Source organism: Chryseobacterium sp. CBTAP 102, assembly GCF_003201365.1.
Classification (GTDB): domain Bacteria; phylum Bacteroidota; class Bacteroidia; order Flavobacteriales; family Weeksellaceae; genus Chryseobacterium; species Chryseobacterium candidae.
In genome coordinates, this window is sequence record NZ_QICX01000006.1 from 103,699 (window position 1) to 120,613 (window position 16,915).

The following is a 16,915-nucleotide window of genomic DNA, read 5'->3' on the forward strand; positions in this document are numbered from 1 at the left end:
ATCTTTATACAAATAAATTTTATGAAAAAACTTTTACTCTTTTGTTTCCTAACAGGTTACCTAACCGTTTCTGCACAAACGGAGCTTGTTTTTGTTTACTTTACGGATAAGCCTAATAAAGCTGCTTTTTATGCCAATCCGCTGTCAGAGCTCAGCCAGAAATCACTCAACAGACGTACAATGCTGGGAATACCGCTTAATGATCAGGATGCTCCTATTGAACAGTCTTACCTTCAGAATCTTCAAAATTTGGGATTTGTTGTTAAGGATTACTCAAAATGGCTTAATGGAGCAGCTGTAAATGCCACTCCGGCGCAAAAAACGTTATTACAGGCCCAATCTTATGTTTCCTCTGTTGAAAGTTTTGCCAGAAACACTTCTACTACCGTGAAAACATCATCAGGAAAATGGAAAGACGATGCCAGTATCAATAAAACACTTACCAACTTCAATTATGGATCAGGGGCAGGACAAATAGACCAGGTGAATATCCGGCCGCTTCATCTGGCAGGTTATACGGGAACAGGAGTTTCCATAGCGGTAATTGATGCAGGATTCCCAACTGTGAATACAGGAGCTGCCTTTACAAGATTATGGACGAATAATCATATCAAAGCTTCTTATGATTTTGTTACCAAAACCGCAGATATTTATAATACGGCTCTCAGTACTCATGGTTCCGTTGTGTTAGGTGTTATTGGCGGATATCTTCAAGACGTTTTTGCAGGAGCTGCACCTGATGCTGATTTTTACCTTTACCGCAGTGAAAATGCTACCGTAGAGATTCCCGAAGAAGAGCTATACTGGATTGAGGCGGCTGAGGAAGCAGACAGAAAAGGAGTTGAAATCATTACTTCATCATTGGGTTACAATATTTTTGACGAAAGCCGTTACAATTATACGTATGCCAATATGGATGGCAATACCTCCTTTATTGCCCGCGGAGCAGGCATTGCTGCTGAAAAAGGTATTTTTGTTCTTGCCGCTGCCGGTAACTCGGGACAACAGCCGTGGCATTACCTTATGACACCCGCTGATAATGCTAAAGTATTTTCTATCGGATCTGTAGATTCTGCCGGAAATGCTTCAGGGTTTTCTTCTTTCGGGCCTAATGCTCTCGGAGTGGTAAAGCCGGACGGAAGTACTCAGGGAACCGGTACGACAACCGTTTATGATAATGCTACCTTAATTGTGAATGGAACTTCAATTGCGACTCCTATTGCTGCCGGCGGTGTTGCATGTCTTATCCAGGCGTTTCCAGCGATGAACAGGGAACAGATGAGAACAAAGCTGAGACAGACGGCATCACTTTACCCTGCACATTCCGATCAGATGGGATTTGGAATCCTTAATTTCGGAAGCTTATACAATCTTGTTCTGAATACATCTGAAATTGTAAAAAAAGAAACGTATTCTATCTTTCCGAATCCTGCAAAAAACATTCTTAATGTAGCATCAGAACAAGAAGTTCAGTCCCTGGAAATATATGATAATCTGGGAAGATTAATCAGAAAAAGTAGTAATCAAAAATCAATAAAAGTGGAAGATTTCCCCAAAGGGACTTATTATCTGAAAATTCAGACGAAGGATAAGGTTTTCTACGAAAAATTCTTAAAGGAATAATTATTTGTCTCCTGCACATCCAACAGATTGAACAGATTCTATATTCTATTTGATCTGTTGAATGTGTGAAAACTATTTTTTCTCAAACTGCATATCCTATGTTTTGGCTGAAGCCGGAGGATTGGTTAATAAAAAAAGAATGGGCATCCTTCGACTACGCTCAGGATTATAACCCATTCCTATTGATATCCTATTACTTTCGTAATAACTTATGCAGAATTCCTACTGGCATTAATATTTCCGAATAATGAACGCGTCACCAGCTTTTCGTAAGCTTCTTTGTTCCCTTCTCCTTTCTGAATTTTCATCAAAGCATACTGCTGGATACTTAACAGCGGAAGCACAATCTTCTCACGGATCTTCACAGATTTTCTGGATAAAGGATCTTCTTCCTGAAGCATTTTAAATCCTGTCAGCTCCAACATAATATCTCTGGAAAGCTCGTATTCATCGAAAAGAATATTCCAGAATGCTCCAAATTTCGGGTTATTTTTAATATAATAAGTCAATGGGAAGTAAGACTTGTTCATACTCATCATGGAGTTCAAAACTAAAGTTTTAAAGAAATCCGAACCTTTGTACAGTTCTCTTACCTCTTCAAATCTGCCCTGCTCTTTCATCTTTTGCATCGCATATCCAAAACCGAAAAATCCCGGGACATTCTGTTTTAATTGTGACCATGAGCCTACAAACGGGATGGCTCTCAGATCTTCAAATTTAAGCTCGCTTCCGTTTCCTCTTTTTGAAGGGCGGCTTCCGATATTCGTTTTTCCGTAATATTCAAGCGTACTCATTTCCTGAAGGTAAGGCACAAACATGGGATGCGCTTTCAGATCCGAATATTTTTTATAGCTGATATCTGCAAGCTCTATAATCAAAGCTCTTTCCTTTTCTGTAAGTTCTTTTTTTGAATTTTTAAATACATCATTTTCAACACCTGCTGTCAGAAGCTGTTCAAAGTTGTATTTTGCCTGCTCCTTGTTTCCGAAAATACTGGTAATCGTCTGCCCCTGAATGGTTAATTCAATCTTATTATTGGCAATCGTTTTTCCCTGGGAAGCATAGAAATCGTGGGTTTTTCCACCTCCTCTTGCCGGCGGGCCTCCCCTGCCATCAAAGAAAACAACTTTAATATTATTCTGTTCCGAAAGTTTTGTGAGTACTTCTTTGGCTTTATAGATTTCCCAGTTGGCTTTTAAATATCCTCCGTCTTTGGTTCCATCTGAGAATCCAAGCATAATCGTCTGCTGGTTTCCTCTTTTCTCAAGATGCTTTTTGTAGACTGGATTATGATACAGCTCATTCATTACATTTTCTGCATTGGCAAGCCCTTCCATGGTTTCAAAAAGCGGAACAATATCCATATTGATCTCTTCATCTTTATAACCGCAGATTTTAAAGAAGGCATATACGTTCATCACGTCTTTTACGGCATCAGAATTGGAAATAATATAGCGGTTCATGCCTCGTAATCCATTCAGATCCTGAATTTCTGAAACCTGAGAAACCGTTAACAAAGTATCTTTTACAATGTCTTCGAAATCATCTGCATTTATTTTTTCAGAAATCTGAATCAGCTTATTGAATTTCTTCTCGTAATCAGCCTCTTCATTTCCATATACTTTTGCATACACCTCATCAATAACTTTCTGGTGAATTCTGCTGTCCTGACGGATATCCAAGGTTGCAAAGTGAGTACCGAAGATCATCACACGGTCTCTGAAATTAATCAAAAGATCTAAAAACAAAGAGTTATGTTCGTTGATCAGTATTTTTTCTGCTTCGGCTGCTTTCTTTAAAATATCTTCTGCTTTAATGTCTTTTCCATCAAAAATGGCAGCATACAGCTCTTCGCTTAATTGGGTTAACACTTCGGAAACGCCTCTGAAACTCAATCTTCTTCTGATAAATTTTAAGTGGCTGTAGTATGATTTCAGAATAGCAGAACGAAGTTCTTCCGCTACTCTTTTCGTTACCTCTGCTGTTACAAAAGGATTTCCGTCTCTGTCACCTCCCGGCCAGAAACCAAGCTGGATAATATCTTCATGAAGGTGAAAATGACCGTTCCCGAAAGTCTTTTTGATCTTCGTAAACAGTTCGCCAATGGTATCATAATATACATATCTCAGATAAGAAATAATACTCAGCGCCTCATCTATTGGAGTCGGTTTTTCTTTGTTGACAAAAGGAGTTTTCCCCAGCTGCTGCAGAAGCGTATCAATCTGAGTCACCGAATCATGGGTAATAGCCCCTCTCAAATCCTGAATAATTCTCTGTACCGAACTTGGATAAAACTGAGTAGGATGCGCAGTAAATACAACCTTAACGCTGAAATCTTTCAATTTCTCGCGTACTTTTTCAATTTTATGATCCTGAAAAGAACGTTCAAAGAGATTGGTTACCGTACCGTTATCACTTTCAGAATGAAGGTTGGGAAATGCAGCATCCTCAATACTATCGAACAAAACAACCTGTCTTTCTATATACTGGATGATCTTGAAAAGCAGTTCAAGTTTCTGCTCTTCGTTCTGAAGATCGGTATGGTTTTTAAAAAATTCTTCGACGATATTTTCAGGAGTTTTTCCTGCTTCATAGCCGGTTCTGCTTTCTTCATAGAGAAACGGAAGGAGCATTCCGATGTTCGTCATTTTATCATAAGGCAGGCTCATAAATAATGAATTGTAGATCTGGAACTTATTTTCCACAATCTGCCTGAATTTTTCTGCGCGTTGGTCATGTATCATAGTAACAAATGTAAGCGATTTTGAAATTAATTTAATTGACAAATGACAAAAATTGAGGGCAAAATGCAAAAAAATAATAGTAAATTTACTCTATACATCATCTGTAATCCATGAAAAAAATATTGACTTTCTTACTCATTACCCTTCTATTCATCTCTTGTGAAAAAGATTGTTACAATGCACCATTACCCATCATTTTTGAGTTCGTCAATTCCAATAATGAAAATCTTATCACCAATGGAACATTAACAACTTATTCTATTCAGGATGAAAATAATGCCAGTGTGCAATTATCCAAAACATCCGATAATAGAATCCTTTTAGAAAACGTAGGTGCCTATAATGGAACAAAAAAGTATAAATTCTTTTCTAATATTAAAGACCTGGATTTTTCTATCCAATCATCGGAATTTAACGGAGGGTGTGATGGCTATCAAATCAATAAATTAACGTTTACAGGTATAGATATTGATGTAACTGCTGAAAAAGGATATTATAAAATTGTATTGGAATAATTCTCTTTCTTAAATTTGTACAGACAACACATTCTCTATGAAAGTAATCATCGCATTTTCCCTGATTCTCTCTAATCTGCTTTACAGCCAGATCAAGGTTCCCGATGATTATAAAAAAATTCCTGATATCCTTGATACCGCAGAATACCTCTATCCTTTCATAGTTCCTGATAAAGATTATGCTTACTGGCGCGTTCTCAGCAATGATATGGATTATGAAAAAGCAGTTATCTATGAAAGCCAGGCTCCTGATTTTATGACGATCAATGAACCTGTTCCTGAAAGAGGTTTTTTCCAGAAATGCATCGGGAACAATTGTTTTTCATACATTCTTGCGTGTAAAAATGAAAAGTCTGTTTATTTTTCCAGTGAACAGCAGCTGAGAGATTTTATAGGAACTGTTGATAATCTTCCTGAAGCGATTTTACTGGCCAAAACGTATGGTTATTCGGTAGATACAAGCAACCGTTTTACCGGAGCTTATAAAATAGACAACCATCATGTTTCTATGTATCTTATGCAGTCTAAGGGCTGTCCGTCTGTGAAAGAATCTTTTTTAGTTAGAATCAACAGAAGAACCGGAAAGCTGGAAGCGAAAAGGAATGGAGTATATGCGAAAGATGAAAACTGTACTTCTCTGTAACCGCTTTTTTGGAAAATAGTAAGCTTTTTAGGCTGATAAAGGGAATTAAGGGAAGATACTTTATTCTTAGAACTCATCTATTTTGGATTTGAAAAGTTATCATCTAAAAACAAAAGGGCTGCTTGCCTCAATAGCTTTCATAAAACTGAATGATAGCAATTTTAAAATTTTATTAACTCACTTTTCTTTTTTCATTCCGTAAATTTGACTTAAAATAAATTTAGAATAATGCTTAATTTCGAGTTTAAAAATCCTACAAAAATACTTTTTGGAAAAGGCGAAATCGCTAAAATCTCCAAAGAAATCCCCAAAGACGCGAGAATATTAATGATTTACGGCGGTGGAAGCATCAAAAACAATGGTGTTTACGATCAGGTAAAAGAGGCGTTGAAAGACCATGATTTATATGAATTTGGTGGAGTTCCTGCCAATCCTGAATATGAAATTCTGATCAATGCCCTAAGCTTTATGAAAGAAAAAAACATCACTTACCTTCTTGCTGTAGGGGGCGGATCTGTAATTGACGGCACAAAATTTCTTTCTGCAGCAGCCAATTATGATGGTGAACCGTGGGAGATCCTGAGAAAGTCGGTAAGAACATTTGAAGGACAGGGAATGCCTTTCGGAAGTATTTTAACACTGCCTGCAACAGGTTCGGAAATGAATTCAGGTTACGTTATTTCCAGAAGAGAAACCAATGAGAAATTATCTTCAGGAGGACCCGGGCTTTTCCCGCAGTTTTCTGTACTGGATCCGGAAGTGATCAGATCTATTCCGAAAAATCAAATCGTGAACGGAATTACGGACGCCTATACTCACGTTTTAGAGCAATATATGACGGCTCCTTCTTCTGCTGACCTTCAGGAAAGAATTGCTGAAAGCATTCTGATCAGTCTACAGGAAACCGCTCCTAAAGTACTGGCTGATGATTTCAACTACGATGCTGCCGGAAACTTTATGTGGTGCTGTACAATGGCTTTGAACGGACTGATCCAGAAAGGAGTGATTACAGACTGGGCAGTACATGCGATGGGCCACGAGCTGACAGCATATTTCGGTATTGATCATGCAAGAACCCTGGCAATTATTGCTCCATCCCATTACCGTTATAATTTCGAAGATAAAAAAGGAAAACTGGCTCAGTACGCTGAAAGAGTCTGGGGAATCAAAGAAGGAACTGTAGAAGAGAAAGCTGAACTGGGAATTAAAAAACTGGAAGAATTCTTCCACAGTCTTCACATCAAAACCAGACTTTCCGAATATACGGAGGACTTTAAAGGAACTGCTGAAAAAGTTGAAAAAGCTTTTACGGATAGAAACTGGCTTGGCCTTGGAGAATATAAAAAACTGACTCCGCAGGACGCGTATAAGATTGTAGAAATGAGCTACTAGGAATTTAAAGTTTAAGGTTTAAGGTTTAGTATTTTACATTCTGACTGAAGCCGGAGTGGCTTTTAATTGTATAGGAAGCGGGCTTTTGTCCGCTTCTTTTGATGTTAGATAGAGGGACAATATCTTTTGTCTTTAAATCAATTTTTTATTTTTTAAAGCAACTTATCTGCTTGAAAATACTGATTTCATTCTCAAAATTATTTAATTTACAAACATTTGTTTAAAAATCCGTTATTTCATTACAGATATTTCAAATTTATTTATATTTTAGCATATTCTTAAATTTGTGAAAATGAAAAAACAGCTACTTTTATTTGCCTTTTCTGCCCTGGCGCTTACTTCTTGTAAAGATGACAATCTTGAAGCTTACGATATGGAGATCATGAAGGGAGACTGGAAGGAAGTTAAAAGAGAAATTATTTCCGGAAAAGATAATAAAACAGTGCTTCAAATGTATCCAAACACCGGATGTGCAACCAAAAATACTCTTTTCTTCAGAACAGATTATTATGTGAGCTATACAGCGTATACAGGAACAGGTGCAGACTGTCAAATGGATCAGAAAAGTGAGGGAAGATACACTTATGATGCTGACTCAAAAGTTATTGGAATTAAACTTAGTGATGAAGGTACGGTAAATTACAGAATAGATGTATTGACAAGCAAAAATTTAAAAATGGCTCAGCAATCAGGACTATTTGATATGGACGGAGATAAAATTCCCGACATTCCTTATATTACCTACGAAAGATAAATTATAAACTCCCGCTAATCGGGAGTTTTTTTATTACTTTTATAGTTAAATTTAAAACTGAATATAATGAAGAAGATTCTATCAGCATTTCTATTGCTGTACTTTGCTATTGCCTTTTCTCAGGAGAAAAAACCCATGTTCTGGCAAGACATCCAGGAGTTTAAAAAGCTTGACCAGCAAAATCCGCCTCAAAAGGATGCTATCCTTTTTCTGGGAAGCTCATCATTCACAAAATGGACGGATGTAGCAGATTATTTCCCGGGTAAAACTATTATCAACAGAGGGTTTGGAGGATCAAGACTTACGGATCTTAATGATTTTGCGAATGACCTTTTAGCTCCTTATCAGCCCAAACAGATCATTATTTACTGTGGCGAAAATGATTTTGCAGATAATCACCAGCTAAAAGCCAAAGTGGTCGTTAACCGATTCAAAAGCTTTTACAGAAAAATACGTGAGAGATTTCCTGATATTGAAATAGATTATATCTCGATCAAATATTCGCCAAGCAGAGAAGTGATCTGGCCTCAAATAAAAATAGCCAACAAAAAGATCGCTGCCTTTATGAAAAAAGAACCCAATGCTGAATTCATTGATGTTACAAAAGCAATGGAAGATGCTGACGGAAACGTAAGAAAAGATATTTTTGTGGAAGATATGCTTCACTTTAAGCCGGAAGGATATAACATCTGGGCTAAGGTGATCACTCCTTATCTGAAATAAAAAATAAGCTGGATTTTCAGGATGAGGACTTGCTTTAAAATAAAAAACGATTCCCGTATCAGGAATCGTTTTTATTTTATTTCTTTCTTTTCGATTTAGATTTTGCTTTCTGCTGAGCCCTGTTGGCTCCAAATTTCTTAGGTGCTTTTCTTTTGGAAGGTCCACCCCAGTTTTCTTTGGTATTTTTAGCCTTTTTCTCATGGAATGCTCCACCGCCATCATTCAGTTTTACCTGTGCAGGATTTTTCATAACGATCTGCTCTTCTTCAGCGGCGATCTTTTTAGGATTGATCTTAACTTCCTCAGGAAATTCATTAAATTTCAATGCCTTATCCATCAAAAGCTCAATATCCAGAAGTAAAGGTTCTTCTTTTTTCGTTACAAAAACCAAAGCTGTTCCTTCTTTATCTGCTCTACCCGTTCTACCGATTCTGTGGATATATTGTTCCGGAATATCGGGCGTTTCAAAATTGATTACATGAGTAATATTTGAAATATCAAGACCTCTTGCCATTACATCCGTCGTAATCAAACCTCTGATCTCTTCATTTTCAAACCTTTTCATTGCTTTTAGTCTGTAGTTTTGTGATTTATTCGAGTGGATCACATCAAACTGTTCAGGGAAAAGCTCATCAATTTTAGTAAAGAGCAAATCGGCATGTCTCTTATTATTATTAAAAATCAATACTTTGGACATATCAGTATTAGTCTTCAGTAAATGTTCAAGTAAATTGATTTTAGTATTAAAGTTTTCAACTTTGTAACCAATCTGCTCTATTTTCTCCAGTGGCGTTCCGGATTTAGCCAACGAAATTTCAATTGGACTGGCAAAATACACATCCAGCATTTCATCTACCGCTTCCGTCATGGTTGCAGAGAAAAGAATATTCTGTCTCTTCTCTTTCATCATTTCAAAAATGTGAGTAAGCTGTGGTCTGAAACCCAGGTTAAGCATCTCATCAAACTCATCAATGATCAGCTTCTGAACTTCTTTCAGAGAAATAGCGTTGTCTATAGAAAGATCCATTACTCTTCCCGGTGTTCCTACCAGAATATCGCAGCCATCGTTGAACAATAGTTTTTGGGTATTGATATTCTTTCCTCCGTATATTCCGATTACTCTTGCAGTGATATTTTCTGTCAGTTTTTCAAGAATTTCTGTTACCTGCACCACCAGTTCTCTTGTAGGAACAAGCACCAAAACAGTTGGGTTTCCTGTCTTGCTGTATTTCCAGGTTTTCAGAACGGGTAAAAGATAAGCTAATGTTTTCCCGGTTCCTGTCTGCGCAATTCCCATTACATCTCTTCCCGAAAGTATAGGCTTTAAGCTCTTCTCCTGAATTGGAGTAGGTTCAAATAATTCCAGATCCGCTAAAACATCGAGAATTTTAACCGGAAGGTCAAAATCCGCAAAAGTGAGTTTTTCCATTTTGCAAAGATAGGTATTTAATTAGAAGTTGAAAATTAGAGGTGGCAGATATTAGACAGCAGGTTTTAGGGAGTAGCTATCTGAATATAGAAAATCGCTGCCAAATGCATTGATATTTTCAGCAACAAAGAACCACCAGCAAGAAGTTAACATGCTAATTTACCTTTACACTTTCACTGATTATTTTAATATCATCATCTATCCATTTGCTGGAAGTAACGATAACATACCCTTTCTTTTTCGGATCTTTTCTGATAGGAAATTGCTCTTCTTCCCACTGATTACAATGGGTTGAGATAGGAGGCAATAATGGCTTCCAGTCAGTTTTATCCAAAGTATACACATAAAACGGATGCCAGCAGCTGGTACACCAATTCGGATAAAAGCCAATCTCATCTTTCCCATCGCCATTAAGATCTCCCAGATTATACAGACTTCCCTGGTTTGCGGGTATGATCTTTATAGGCTTTATGTTTTTATCACTGAAATAAATGGTGGTTTCACACTTTCCTTCACATTCCTCACCACATTCGCTGACTTTTGTGTAAGCGTATTCTTTTGTTCCGCTGCCATCAAAATCTCCCTGAAGTTTCTCTTCATTTGTTTGCTGAGCGAAACTATAAGAACTGAATAAGGCGATTACTGGTATAATAAGCGTTTTCATTGTTGGCTGAAATTACGGGTTGCAGGTCTAACAGAGTGTTGAGTAAGAGAAGGGATTTTTGGGTGGATAATTGGTTTTTAAATTACGTTTATTTTCTGGTTACCCTCAGCAGGATGATTACGACCAAAAGGATTGAAAAGATAAAGCCTAAAACTGCTACTACCGAAAGTTCCCCTATTCTGGGTCCTGATTCCGAAGAAAAAACGATAGCAGTGGCTATGATATTTGCCCCTAAAACCATGGCTAGTATAAGATTCACCACACTGGATTTGATGAGCTGGTTGGTCTTCTCTATATTTTTGATTTCGCTGGAAACGGTGAATTTATTATCATCCAGTTTTTGAAGAACGGAACGAAGTTCTTTGGGTATTTCATCTACATTATCCGTGAAATTCATCATCCTGTCCATCCCTGTCTTTAACAGGTTCTTAGGACTTATTTTCCTGGTGAAAATCTTTTTGGTGTAAGGATGAAGACTTTTAACAATATCAAGATCTGGATTAATACTCCTTCCCACCCCTTCTATCAGGCTGATTCCTTTGAATAAAAGATAAAAATAATCCGGCATATAGAGCCTGTTATCTTTTAGAATATCCTTCATCTTGTTGATGATTAGCTGTACATTGATATCCTGTAATGATGAACTGTGAACAAAATTCAGAATTTCTTCCACATCATTTTCAAAACGCCTTTCATCAGGTATTTCATAGCTTATGGCCATTTTTTTGAGAGAACGGACTATTTTATGAGAGTTTTTGGCGACGAAGCTTATGATAAGATTTTCAAGAATTTCTTTATCATTAGGCAGAATTTTCCCAATTGCTCCAAAATCAATGAAAACAATTTTACCGTCTTTTCTCACTAAAATATTTCCGGCATGAGGATCAGCATGAAAAAATCCATAGTCTAAAATCTGTGATACAAAAAGTCTTAATCCTGTTTCTGAAACCTTTACAGGATCGATATCATTTTCCACCAGGGCAGATGTATCGGTTACTTTGATCCCATCAATAAATTCCATACAGAGAATATTGTTGTTGGAAAACTCTTCGTATACTTTAGGAACATAAGTTTCTTTATTGTTCTTAAAATTCACACGGAACTGCAGGATATTGTTCTTTTCGTTGATCAGGGAAACTTCTTCCAGCAAAGACCTTTCAAAGGTAGAAATAGCCTGTTTCAGATTCAGCTTTTCTCCTATTTCCGAGTAGGCAGATATCAGCTTTTCAATATCTTTAATCAAAAGTAAGTCATCTTCAATGACTGACTGTACATTAGGCTTTCTCAATTTTAAAATCACAGGACTGCCATCCAGCAGAACAGCCTTATAAACCTGCGCAATGGAAGCAGTAGCCAAAGGTTTTTTTTGGATTTCTCGGAAATAATCTTTCACAGAAATATTAAATTCATTTTCCAGTGCTTCCTCTACATCCATCTCTACTGTTTCCACTTTGTCCTGAAGCCTCTGCAGCTCCTGAATCAATTCCGGCGGTAATAGGTCTTCTCTGTTACTGAATGTCTGACCCAATTTTACAAACGTAGGTCCCAGCTCTTCAAGAGCCAGTCTTATTCTTTCGTAAACGGTTCCTTTTGAAATGATTTCATCTGAATTACCGGAGGAAGATTCTTCCTGTTTATTTCCATTCATTCTTGCAAGAATATCTTTGAATCCATATTTACTTAGTACGGAAATCAGTCTTGCGGATCTTTTCAGTTTTCTTTGAGGCTTGTCAAACATAGTGTATCAATAGTAGGTGCAATTTACTCCAAAAATTGTTCCTTTATGAAAAGAATTATGACTACAAAACCGATGAATAAATTAAAAATAATAACACATAATCAATATTTTAAAGAATAAAATACATCAATAACAACAAAAGAGCATCATATATTATAAAAATTAATATATTTACAGCGTACAAAATTAAAACAAATCAAAAGTATTAGCACATGAAAAATTTACGTAACAACAAACTTTCAAGAGCGCAATTAAAAGGGATTGCAGGAAGCGGGATCATTATCGGAAACTGCTCCAACGAATGCTGCCCTAAAGATGGAAGGCCAAGATGTCCAAAATTGATCTGCCCTGCTGTAGTATGTCCTGAGTATATGTAAGCTGCTCAAAAAAATTTTAGGTAAAATAAAAACAGAATGCTTTCGCATTCTGTTTTGTTATTTAAGATAAGTCTCATAAAGATCTTTTCTGCGGTCTTTCATCACCTGAACAGAACCGTTGTGATGGAGATCTTTCAACAGGTTCAGATCTACATCCACAATCAATGTCATTTCTGTATTGGGAGTTGCTTCTCCTTTTACAGCATTGGATGGGAAGGCAAAGTCGGAAGGGGTAAATACGGCTGCCTGTCCGAACTGAATGTCCATATTATTGACCTTCGGAAGGTTTCCTACACATCCGGCAATGGCTACGTAGCATTCATTTTCAATGGCTCTTGCTGCAGCACAGTGGCGTACTCTCATATAAGCATTCTGAGTGTCTGTCAGATAAGGAACAAACAGTACTTTCATGCCCTGGTCGGCTAAAATCCTCGGTAATTCCGGAAATTCTACGTCGTAGCAGATCACGAGACCTATTTTTCCGCAGTCGGTATCAAATACTTTAATTTCATTTCCTCCTTTCATTCCATAATATCTCTTTTCATTCGGAGTAATGTGAATTTTCCGGTATTCGTCTATACGCCCGTCACGGTGCAAAAGATAACTGACATTATACAAATCATTATTATCAAAAACAGGCATACTTCCGGAAATAATATTCACGTTATAGCTTATGGCCAGTTCTGAAATTTTCTTTTTAATCTGTTCCGTAAGCTTAGCCAATTCTATCATACTGTCTCTTTCAGAAAGATTGTTGAAAGGAGCTAATAAAGGTGTATTGAAAAGTTCCGGAAACAGGACAAAATCGGATTTATAATCTCCCATTACATTCACAAAAAATTCCACCTGTTCATAAAAGGCTTGAATATCTCTGAAGTGCCTCATCTGCCATTGCACCAATCCGAGACGGATAATGCTGTCCTGCATGGTATTCGGTTTTCTGCTGTAATAGATGTTGTTCCATTGTAAAAGAACTGCATTTTCTCTGGATGCTTCATCTTCCGGAAGATATTTTTTCAGGATTCTTATCGGAAGAAAATTATTGGAAAGCTGGAAAGACAATACCGGATCATAAATCTCTTTATCTCTTACTTTCCGGATATATTCTCTTGGAGAAAATTCATGGCTGTATTTGTGATAATTCGGGATTCTGCCGCCCAGAACAATGGATTTCAGATTTAAGTGTTCACAAAGTTCTTTTCGGGCATCATAAAGCCTTCTTCCCAAGCGCAACTCCCGAAACTCAGGATCTACGAAAACTTCAATTCCATAAAGAACATTTCCCGTGGAAGTATGGGTATTAAATGTATAATTTCCCGTAATATCACTGTAAGTATGGTCATCCCCGAATTCTTCATAATTGACGATGATAGAAAGTGCCACAGCAGCCAACTTTCCATCGACAGTAATACATATCTGCCCATTAGGGAACATTTTTGTAAGCTTATCAATACTTTTTTTGGACCAAATGGACTCCGACATTTGCGGGTAGGCCCTTTTCATCGTTTCCGCCAGTTCATCATAATCCTGAAGCGTCAGGTTTCTTGTTTCTATTTGCATTTGATGTAATTTTACTTAAATTTAGGGAAAATAATTTACTTACATTATTATACAAAGTACTTCCCCAACTATTTTACACAAAATTTAACAGTGGATATCACCGAAACTTTACAAGCAGCACTTTATTCAAATAATTACTGGAAACATTCTGATTTCAGCTCTGTAATCGAGGTACTTATAATCCATTATAATGCTGATATAGAAATGGATACAGAAAAAAAATTACTATTCTGTGCCTTGAAAATAAAACCATCGGATATATCTGTTTGAATTAATCCTCTGATTTTTATCGAAAGTCAATATGCTTTACAAGTAAAAAATATTCTTCATTCATTTCATGATATAGAATACATTAGTGTTGATACTCTCTCTAATCCATATCTATCTGTAAATCCTGACATTTACAATGTTTATTTTGAATTTATGGAAAATTTGATTTTTTTTTCTGCTGAAGATTTTTATTTTACAATGTCAATTAAAAATGATTCTCGTCCGATTAAAATTAAAGCGTAATTAACAGGTCGCTCCTCCGGAGCTTTATTTTTATGGGAACTTCTTTTTTTCTACTAACAGCAGATCCCGACGGGATCAAATCCAGCTCCACTGGGAGCTAAAACTGTTAATAGGACATATTTGTTTTAAAATTATAGCTCCGGAGGAGCGGCCTGTTAATTCATGCTGTAAATATTGATATTCTCAATGTATTTATAACTTTTTATCGGAGAGTAATGATTATATTAAATTTTTATTAGCTGATGAAACCATACGCAGTAACTTTACTCATCAGTATCACCATTATTTTTATTTTAAGAATTTTTTATTCAGACTCAATGATCAATCTTTCACATAATTTAAACTTGTTTTCAGCATCTGAAATAAAACCTCAGGAAGTAAAAAGTTTCATTTACTTTTACTTAATGATTACAATGTTAATAAATTACGTTATTTTCCATAAGCATATACTCTTTAAACTGGTATATTACTTGTTAATTGTTATCAATATTATTGTGATCGTTTTTTCATTAAAACAGTTTTAACAAAAAAATCCCACCCAAAAACGGGCAGGATTATATCTAAATTCAAGTCAAAAATTATTCCCACTCAATCGTTGCAGGCGGTTTGCTTGAAATATCGTACGCTACTCTGTTGATTCCTCTTACTTCGTTGATGATTCTGCTTGAAACAGTATCCAGGAATTCATAAGGAAGTCTGCTCCATGTTGCTGTCATAAAGTCGATGGTGTTGGCAGAACGAACTACCGCTGTATATTCGTAAGTTCTTTCGTCACCCATTACTCCTACAGATTTTACAGGAAGAAGGACTACGAAAGCCTGAGATACTTTTTCGTAAAGGTCATTTTTGTATAATTCTTCAATGAAGATATCATCAGCTTCCTGAAGGATTCTTACTTTTTCAGCATCCACAGCTCCCAATACTCTGATTCCTAATCCAGGACCTGGGAAAGGGTGTCTGTATACCAAATGGTGAGGAATTCCCAATTCTTCTCCTACTCTTCTTACTTCATCCTTGAAAAGCTCTCTTAATGGCTCTAATAATTCAAATTCCATATCTTCAGGAAGTCCTCCAACGTTGTGGTGAGACTTGATTACTGCAGATGGTCCGTTTACAGACTGGCTTTCGATAACATCAGGATAAATGGTTCCCTGAGCTAAGAATTTAGCACCTTCAATTTTGTGAGATTCTTCGTCAAAAACATGGATGAATTCGTTTCCAATGATTTTTCTCTTTGCTTCAGGATCGTCTACTCCGGCTAATTTTGTTAGGAATCTTTCTTTGGCATCTACCATTTTAATGTTCATATGGAAATGCTCTCCATACTGATCCATTACTTTTTTGCCTTCATCCTTTCTCAATAATCCCGTATCTACGAAGATACAAGTCAACTGATCACCGATTGCTTTGTGGATCAAAACAGCGGCTACAGAAGAGTCTACACCTCCTGAAAGACCAAGGATTACTTTATTGTCTCCTACTTTCTCACGGATTTCCTCAACTGTTTTTTCAATATAGTTGGTCAGTTTCCAGTTTTTCTCTGCATTACAGATGCTGAAAACGAAATTTTCAAGCATTTTCCCTCCTTCTTCTGTATGAGAAACTTCCGGGTGGAACTGAACGCAGAAGATTTTTTTGTCTTCATTAGAGATAGAAGCAATTACGCCTGATTTCGCATTTAATTCAAAACCAGCAGGCAATTCTCCTACTTCGTCAAAGTGGCTCATCCAAACTACAGAGTTCTGAGTAACTCCTTTCAATAAAGAGCTTTCTTTAACGATCTCTAAGTTGGCTTTACCGTATTCTCCTTTCTCTCCTTTGTTTACTTTTCCTCCTAAAAGGTGAGCCGTCATCTGCATTCCGTAGCAGATTCCCAAGACAGGAACTCCCTGCTCGTATAATTCTTTTTCAACCAGGTGGGCATTTTCTGCATTTACAGAACTTGGTCCACCGGAAAGGATGATTCCTTTTGGCTGTTTAGCTAAAATATCTTGTAATGGTGTATTGTAAGGCAAGATTTCAGAGTATACACCCATCTCACGGATTCTTCTTCCGATAAGCTGGTTGTACTGGGATCCGAAATCTAAAATAATAATACCGTTGTTCATTTTTGATAATTGATAAATGATGATTAATTATAAGCTTTAAGCAATAGGCTTCAGGCTATAAGCTTTTTATACTGCAATAAGCATACTGCCTGTAGCTTAAAGCTTATTGCTTATTTAACTGTTTTACAAAAA

Annotated in this window: 13 protein-coding genes; 7 read left to right on the plus strand and 6 right to left on the minus strand. The window is 36.7% G+C overall.

Going from position 1 to position 16,915, the window contains the following annotated elements; genetic code table 11:
- The first annotated feature begins 21 nt into the window (after nucleotides 1-21).
- Nucleotides 22-1,623: a S8/S53 family peptidase gene (locus C8D70_RS10290; protein ID WP_110367253.1), complete on the plus strand. Its 1,602-nt coding sequence runs from the start codon at nucleotides 22-24 to the stop codon at nucleotides 1,621-1,623.
- A gap of 209 nt (nucleotides 1,624-1,832) precedes the next feature.
- Here C8D70_RS10290 and C8D70_RS10295 read toward each other — a convergent pair whose 3' ends face one another.
- Nucleotides 1,833-4,367, minus strand: coding sequence for a phosphoenolpyruvate carboxylase (locus tag C8D70_RS10295; protein ID WP_110367254.1), 2,535 nt, complete (start codon nucleotides 4,365-4,367; stop codon nucleotides 1,833-1,835).
- 110 nt (nucleotides 4,368-4,477) lie between these two features.
- Here C8D70_RS10295 and C8D70_RS10300 point away from each other — a divergent pair, with 110 nt between their 5' ends.
- The 5 genes from C8D70_RS10300 to C8D70_RS10320 all read left to right on the plus strand — a co-directional run bounded on the left by C8D70_RS10300 (nucleotide 4,478) and on the right by C8D70_RS10320 (nucleotide 8,394).
- A complete protein-coding gene (locus tag C8D70_RS10300) occupies nucleotides 4,478-4,882 on the plus strand; it encodes a hypothetical protein (protein WP_076594271.1) in 405 nt (134 codons plus the stop codon).
- Between the two features lie 37 nt (nucleotides 4,883-4,919).
- Nucleotides 4,920-5,525, plus strand: coding sequence for a hypothetical protein (locus C8D70_RS10305; protein WP_110367255.1), 606 nt, complete (start codon nucleotides 4,920-4,922; stop codon nucleotides 5,523-5,525).
- A gap of 228 nt (nucleotides 5,526-5,753) precedes the next feature.
- On the plus strand, nucleotides 5,754-6,917 hold the full coding sequence (locus C8D70_RS10310) for an iron-containing alcohol dehydrogenase (RefSeq protein WP_110367256.1): 1,164 nt from the start codon (nucleotides 5,754-5,756) through the stop codon (nucleotides 6,915-6,917).
- A 292-nt stretch (nucleotides 6,918-7,209) separates the two neighbouring features.
- The gene (locus tag C8D70_RS10315) at nucleotides 7,210-7,671 is read left to right on the plus strand and encodes a lipocalin family protein (protein WP_110367257.1); all 462 of its coding nucleotides are present in this window, start codon (nucleotides 7,210-7,212) and stop codon (nucleotides 7,669-7,671) included.
- 66 nt (nucleotides 7,672-7,737) lie between these two features.
- The gene (locus tag C8D70_RS10320) at nucleotides 7,738-8,394 is read left to right on the plus strand and encodes a GDSL-type esterase/lipase family protein (protein WP_076594267.1); all 657 of its coding nucleotides are present in this window, start codon (nucleotides 7,738-7,740) and stop codon (nucleotides 8,392-8,394) included.
- A 76-nt stretch (nucleotides 8,395-8,470) separates the two neighbouring features.
- Here the strand turns inward: C8D70_RS10320 and C8D70_RS10325 are convergent, their stop codons facing one another.
- From C8D70_RS10325 to C8D70_RS10335, 3 genes are all read right to left on the minus strand, one after another.
- On the minus strand, nucleotides 8,471-9,823 hold the full coding sequence (locus tag C8D70_RS10325; RefSeq protein ID WP_076594266.1) for a DEAD/DEAH box helicase: 1,353 nt from the start codon (nucleotides 9,821-9,823) through the stop codon (nucleotides 8,471-8,473).
- A 154-nt stretch (nucleotides 9,824-9,977) separates the two neighbouring features.
- A complete protein-coding gene (locus C8D70_RS10330) occupies nucleotides 9,978-10,487 on the minus strand; it encodes a hypothetical protein (protein ID WP_110367258.1) in 510 nt (169 codons plus the stop codon).
- A gap of 88 nt (nucleotides 10,488-10,575) precedes the next feature.
- Complete coding sequence (locus C8D70_RS10335) at nucleotides 10,576-12,225, minus strand: ABC1 kinase family protein (protein WP_110367259.1); 1,650 nt, start codon at nucleotides 12,223-12,225, stop codon at nucleotides 10,576-10,578.
- A gap of 212 nt (nucleotides 12,226-12,437) precedes the next feature.
- On the opposite strand from C8D70_RS10335, the gene C8D70_RS20805 reads away from it, so the two are divergent.
- Complete coding sequence (locus C8D70_RS20805; protein ID WP_168801959.1) at nucleotides 12,438-12,602, plus strand: hypothetical protein; 165 nt, start codon at nucleotides 12,438-12,440, stop codon at nucleotides 12,600-12,602.
- A 57-nt stretch (nucleotides 12,603-12,659) separates the two neighbouring features.
- Here C8D70_RS20805 and C8D70_RS10340 read toward each other — a convergent pair whose 3' ends face one another.
- Nucleotides 12,660-14,162 (minus strand): bifunctional GNAT family N-acetyltransferase/carbon-nitrogen hydrolase family protein, encoded by a 1,503-nt coding sequence (locus C8D70_RS10340; protein WP_110367260.1) that lies wholly within the window; start codon nucleotides 14,160-14,162, stop codon nucleotides 12,660-12,662.
- 1,091 nt (nucleotides 14,163-15,253) lie between these two features.
- On the minus strand, nucleotides 15,254-16,801 hold the full coding sequence (gene guaA, locus C8D70_RS10350) for a glutamine-hydrolyzing GMP synthase (protein ID WP_369073657.1): 1,548 nt from the start codon (nucleotides 16,799-16,801) through the stop codon (nucleotides 15,254-15,256).
- Nucleotides 16,802-16,915: the final 114 nt, after the last annotated feature.

What these genes read in the sequence shown, in the direction of transcription:
- C8D70_RS10295 (WP_110367254.1), bottom strand. Translation starts at nt 4,367, where the DNA reads ATGATACATGACCAACGCGCAGAAAAATTCAGGCAGATTGTGGAAAAT.
- C8D70_RS20805 (WP_168801959.1), top strand. Translation starts at nt 12,438, where the DNA reads ATGAAAAATTTACGTAACAACAAACTTTCAAGAGCGCAATTAAAAGGG.
- C8D70_RS10300 (WP_076594271.1), top strand. Translation starts at nt 4,478, where the DNA reads ATGAAAAAAATATTGACTTTCTTACTCATTACCCTTCTATTCATCTCT.
- C8D70_RS10290 (WP_110367253.1), top strand. Translation starts at nt 22, where the DNA reads ATGAAAAAACTTTTACTCTTTTGTTTCCTAACAGGTTACCTAACCGTT.
- C8D70_RS10305 (WP_110367255.1), top strand. Translation starts at nt 4,920, where the DNA reads ATGAAAGTAATCATCGCATTTTCCCTGATTCTCTCTAATCTGCTTTAC.
- C8D70_RS10335 (WP_110367259.1), bottom strand. Translation starts at nt 12,225, where the DNA reads ATGTTTGACAAGCCTCAAAGAAAACTGAAAAGATCCGCAAGACTGATT.
- C8D70_RS10340 (WP_110367260.1), bottom strand. Translation starts at nt 14,162, where the DNA reads ATGCAAATAGAAACAAGAAACCTGACGCTTCAGGATTATGATGAACTG.
- C8D70_RS10315 (WP_110367257.1), top strand. Translation starts at nt 7,210, where the DNA reads ATGAAAAAACAGCTACTTTTATTTGCCTTTTCTGCCCTGGCGCTTACT.
- C8D70_RS10330 (WP_110367258.1), bottom strand. Translation starts at nt 10,487, where the DNA reads ATGAAAACGCTTATTATACCAGTAATCGCCTTATTCAGTTCTTATAGT.
- C8D70_RS10310 (WP_110367256.1), top strand. Translation starts at nt 5,754, where the DNA reads ATGCTTAATTTCGAGTTTAAAAATCCTACAAAAATACTTTTTGGAAAA.
- C8D70_RS10325 (WP_076594266.1), bottom strand. Translation starts at nt 9,823, where the DNA reads ATGGAAAAACTCACTTTTGCGGATTTTGACCTTCCGGTTAAAATTCTC.
- C8D70_RS10320 (WP_076594267.1), top strand. Translation starts at nt 7,738, where the DNA reads ATGAAGAAGATTCTATCAGCATTTCTATTGCTGTACTTTGCTATTGCC.